The following is a 5045-nucleotide window of genomic DNA, read 5'->3' as shown; positions in this document are numbered from 1 at the left end:
CCGCAACAATCCGCTCGATAACATCGTCTTTCAAGAGGTCTCGAGTTGCGAGGTATCTGATTTCGCCCACGGAATCTTCCTCCTTCTGTTGGCTTTTACCGAAAATGCCAAATTCCGCTCCGCCATCGCGCAGCGGAAAGCCGTACTTTGGCGCATGCTTTTCGCCTACATAAACCGGTCTTCGGCGTCGTCGTCGTCTTGCGGCCCCTCTTCGCGCAGTGGATCGCGAGCACGATCGGCAAACTCGCGCAGGAATGCTTTCGAGCTATCCTCGGTCAGGTGCTCGGAGAGGGTTCCGATCAAGAGCTCGACGTCAGCGTTCAGCTCTATCGGGTCAAACGAGCCGGCGTCCGCCTGCTCAAAAATTGCCTCGTTCAAGGCCTTGATGTCCGCTCCGAATGCGCTTCTGACGTCCTGTCGCCGCAGGATGGCCGAGACGGGGGTATTTTCAACTTCGTCCTGAATATCCGAAGTTCGTTGAACCCGATTACGTGGTCCTCGCGGAGAGCCGGGATACACACTGCGGTCCAACTTCGCCTGATCTATCGCAATATGGACGTCATCAACCTGGGCGGACCCGGAAGCGCGCTCTGCGGCGCGGTTTCCTTGGCGGCCGGCTGTTGCCGCAGGCTGCTTCTTCTCCGCCGTTGTATGCTCTTCATCTCGCGATTCCTCCTCGGTCCGTCCCGCCTCGCGCGTTTCGTCGAGATCCAGACGCTGACGGAGTTCGTCGAGCGACGAAATATAGACGTGCCGCACGCCGTCCTTGACGAGGAATCGAATGCTCTGTGGCTGCCGCGGCCGGTTGATGACGCCCAAACCGATCTCCATCCCAGAAGCCGGCAAGCGGTTCTCCTTTCTCCGTGGTGGAGCAGTTTCAGGCTGCGACACGCCGGGCCTGAGGGTTTCGCTATCGGCGATCGTCCATTCGACCGGCTGTATGCATGGTCTTGTCACCGGCTTGAACTTCCGCACCTTCGAGAACATGCGCTCGCCGCCGGAATCGAGTTTCATGATGCGCATGAGTGGCATGCCTGTGACCTGGAGGATGGCCTCCTCCGGCTTCATCATCATCAGCGTGTTGACGGGAAGCAGGTCCACGGACACTGGCACCTTTGAGATGGATCGTTGCCTGCGACCATGGCGATGGGAGTAAGAGGACTGCTCGACCCACTCGGTCGTCCTGCCGGCAGCGGCAGAGACGGCGGCTGCGTCCTCTTGGTTCTGGAAGTTCATGAAGAGCTTGATCGTGGATGCGCCCATCAGAATCTTCTGCCCGGACCGCTGATACAATCGTTCGAGCTGCGCACCGTCCTGCAGAATAAAGACGAAGCGCACACCGTTCTTGCGGATCAATGGCGCAAGCGTCAGAACAGTGTCGATGCGCCCGCCATTGCCGAACTCGTCGAGCATCATCAGCACTTCGTGTTCGCCGTTTCGCAACGGTCCCATCTGCACAAGCTTGTCGGCCATCTGCTGGATGAACATCGAAATCAGCCGCTCGTAAATCTGCATCGCATTCCAGTCGGCCTGAACGAAGATCACCAATCTGCGCTTTCTGATCGTGTCGATCGGGATCGTGGTGATGGAGGTCAGCGCCTCGACGAGGGGGTTCTGGAGAAAATTGAGCTTGGCGACGATCTCCGCCGCGATTCCCTCTCCGAGCTTTTCATGCCGACCGGCGAATTTGGTGAGCTGCATGCGGGTCTGATCCGAAAGAACCGCCTCGTAGTTTTCCAGAAGCTGGATGATCGCCTTGCGCTCGTCCGACATCGAATTGAGGATACGGTAGAGCTCGCTCAACGATTTTCGCGTATCGGGGCATTCAAGCACGAAGCCAAGCATGGCTGTCAGGAGGATCCTGGCGCTCTCCTCCCAGAAATCGGAGGAATCGGAGCGCAGACGCTCTGGCAATAGCATCTGGGTCAGCTTCTGCAGGTCGGTAATGCGCTGGTTTGGATCGGCGCTGATAAGGTCCAGTGGGTTATAACCATCCGTAAATCTCGATCCCGGCGCCAGCAGAAAAATCTCGTAGCCCTGATCCTTCAGATAGCCAGAGGTCTCCTCGAACAGTTCGCCACTCATGTCGAGGACCATCTGCGATCCCTTGAAACTCATCATCGTCGGAATGACGAAGCCGCGCGACTTGCCCTGTCCTGGCGAGCCGATGACCATCACATGCTGGTCGCCGTCGTTGCGCAGAAGAAGGCCCTGCTTGAGACCAAGGACAATACCGTGCTTATCGCGAAACCGAAAATCTGCGGCATCTTTCAGGGTTGCCAGCCTTGCCTTACCCATGATCATGCGCTGGCGCTTCTGGATCGCTGCCCCGATTGGAAACCCGACCAGGGCTCCAGCGGCCGCCAGACCGGCGAGCGCCGCAAACACTGTCTGCCGCGACGGTCGCTGAAAGTTACCAGACGCGTCGGTGTAACCAAAGGGTGCCTGATACATCGCCGCAAGATGAGCGTCATAATAGTCCGCTACTGTGGCTAACCCACCGGCCTTGCTTGCAACGAGATAAAAGCCGATTCCGTAAACAATGACGCCGGCATAGGCACCAGCAAAGATCAGCGCCGTATGGGCAATCAGGGTGAACATCGACCTCACATGCAGCAGGTAGAGGATTTTGCGCGACAGGGCCCTGCCGCCTTTCAACATCCAGAGGCTCAGCAGGAAAAACAGAAACGGCGAGGCCAGGACCAGAGCCAGGATCGAGAGCCCGACGGTGTTTCGCGCGCGGATAACCGACCATGTGTAGGCAATACTGTCGAGACCGGGTGCCTGGGCAACATAATCGTAATAGGATTTCGATCCGAAGGATGTGACATAGGCGTCGTAGATCAGCGTGAAGAACAGCAACCATATCAACGCGGCGCCGAGAACGGCGACCGGGAATGTGAAGGCCGAGACCTCCTGAAACTTCGTCCACTTCGGACGTTCAGCCTCTGCGTCCGTGGATACGTTTGCCATCTTTGTCCACCTCGTCTGCAAAATAGATCTCGCTGACACCGCGGCCGCCGGCGGCATCGCTCTTCTTCAACTGGACCACGATCGGGATGATCGAGCGAATGTAGCGGATGATGTCGTCACGCTCCATGCGGACATTGCTGTTGAGCACCAGCGTCGACAGTCGATTAAAGGCATGATGCGGCGAGTTCGCGTGGATAGTCGACATCGAGCCCGGATGGCCAGTGTTGATCGCATTGAGGAAATCGAAAGCCTCGTCGCCGCGCAGCTCGCCCATGAAGATCCGGTCTGGCCTGAGCCGCAGTGCGGAGGCCAAAAGGTCTGTCATTGTGACCCTCGCCTCGCCCTGGGCGCCCTTCGAGACCAGCAACGAGACGACGTTTTCCTGGCGCGGCTCGAGTTCGGCCGTATCCTGCATAAGGATGAAACGCTCATGGTTTGGGATCGCCGTGAGCATCGTATTGAGGAATGTCGTTTTGCCGGTGGAGGTGCCGCCGGAGATCAACATGCTGCGATGATTGGCGGCCGCGAGCTCCAGAAACGCACGCGCCTTCCCAATACGCAGCAGGCGCGACAACTCGATATCGACATCGTCGATGTAGTCGTCTCCTGTTACCTTGGTGAAGCGGAAAGCGCCCGCTTTCTCATAATCGTCGAGATCGAAGCGCCGGATAAACTGCTTGCGGATCGAAAACGCGTGTCCGGTGGCGGAAGTCGGATTGAGCACGAACTGAACGCGCTCGCCGTTGGTGAGCGTTGCCGAAAGCAGCGGATTCTGAGCATTGATGGTTTGCTTGGTGAACGACGCCGCGCGCGACGCCATATGGCGGATCGCCTCCTGATCCAGCCCATCGATCTCTTGCCTGATCATGCTGAGCTGGCCGACCCGCTCGAGCCAGATCTCGTTGCTGCGCTGGCAGGAGATCTCGACCACCGCGGGATCGTCGAGAAATTGTCTGATGGGTTCGAGCGCCTCGGAAAGAAAGTGCTGCTCGGCAGAGATCGATGGGTGCGCGTTCATTTACCCACCTTTTTTCGGCGCAGGCGCTCGAACGCCTCGCGCACCGGGTCCGGATAAAGATCCGAGAAATCGAGGTCCCGGGTAACAAAGACGGTGATGTCAGAGCCTTGAGCGATGTGGATCGTCGGGCGGATGTTGCGGGTGTCCTGAAAAGCTTCGGTCGCAAGTTGCTGAATGCCGGACGCGATCGTTTCCGCCGCGATCTCGCGCGCCCGATCCTGCGAGGTGGTTCCGTTATTCTGCGGAATGCTGGTCACGCTTCCGTCAGTGTTGAACACCGTGATATTTCGATCCGGTTTCTGACCGAGTTGAGCAATGTATTGGGTGACCCCGCCGATCATCGTCATCAGCGCCGGTGGCCCGAATCGCTCCCAGTATTTCCGGTCGACGACACCTGTCATGCCGGAGCGGCCGAGACGATCCGTGCCGTAAGAGCCAAGCTGGACAGAAACACCGTCGCCACGGATCATGCGCGTCCACACGATGAACAGGCGCTCCTGCCCGCGTTCGACACCGGATTTATAGTCGCCAATCAGTGAGGAGCCGGCAGGAATGAGGATGCGGCGGCCGTCGAAGGAATAGACATCCTCCCGAACGATCGCTTTCACCATACCGGCGAGGTCGGAATTGATCGCCGTTTCCAATGTGCCGCGGATCATCGTGCCCTGCGGGATCCAGGCATCGATACGGCGGTTCTCAGCGGCAACTGACACCTGTACCCCCTGCCCGCCCATGGCCTTCAGGAAGGCGCGATCGCCATCGACAGCACCTGCTGCGTCGGAGGTTGCGCCGGCGGGCGTGCCTGTCGAGCCGTTCGCGCCGAACAATCCGGCTCCCGTAGCGTCGGGCGAAGCGCTTGCGGGCCCGCTTGTGCGTTCCGATTGATCGAAGACGACAGCGGTGGAGCGCACGCGCTCAAGCAGTTTTGCCTGCCGGGCGAGCTCGATGCACTTAGGATCGTCAGGATTTTTGCCTCTCGAGCAATCGACATCGACCGGGGGCGTGATCTGGGCCGGCGCCGGGATGACGGGCGCCGGTGGCGGGGGTGGTGGAG

Annotated in this window: 3 protein-coding genes; all 3 read right to left on the bottom strand. The window is 59.0% G+C overall.

The features are described 5' to 3' along the window. Positions 1-165 precede the first annotated feature (165 nt). A complete protein-coding gene (locus C5L12_RS27315; protein WP_105375123.1) occupies positions 166-2973 on the bottom strand; it encodes a type IV secretory system conjugative DNA transfer family protein in 2808 nt (935 codons plus the stop codon). Next, the gene (gene virB11 / locus C5L12_RS27310; protein ID WP_105375122.1) at positions 2942-3991 is read right to left on the bottom strand and encodes a P-type DNA transfer ATPase VirB11; all 1050 of its coding nucleotides are present in this window, start codon (positions 3989-3991) and stop codon (positions 2942-2944) included. Before virB11 ends, C5L12_RS27315 begins: the two co-directional genes overlap by 32 nt. Further along, positions 3988-5045, bottom strand: a 1058-nt coding sequence (gene virB10 / locus C5L12_RS27305; protein WP_105375121.1) for a type IV secretion system protein VirB10, incomplete at its 5' end; no start/stop codon positions are given. The genes virB11 and virB10, both read right to left, overlap by 4 nt.

Origin of the sequence: Neorhizobium huautlense (assembly GCF_002968575.1) — a bacterium.
In the GTDB taxonomy this organism is placed as follows: domain Bacteria; phylum Pseudomonadota; class Alphaproteobacteria; order Rhizobiales; family Rhizobiaceae; genus Neorhizobium; species Neorhizobium huautlense.
The sequence above is the reverse complement of the archived record's forward strand: the minus strand, read 5'-3'. Positions and strand labels throughout refer to the sequence as shown.

Bases quoted from the DNA above. Each gene is read 5' to 3' on its own strand.
- virB11 (WP_105375122.1), bottom strand. From the start codon at position 3,991: ATGAACGCGCACCCATCGATCTCTGCCGAGCAGCACTTTCTTTCCGAG.
- C5L12_RS27315 (WP_105375123.1), bottom strand. From the start codon at position 2,973: ATGGCAAACGTATCCACGGACGCAGAGGCTGAACGTCCGAAGTGGACG.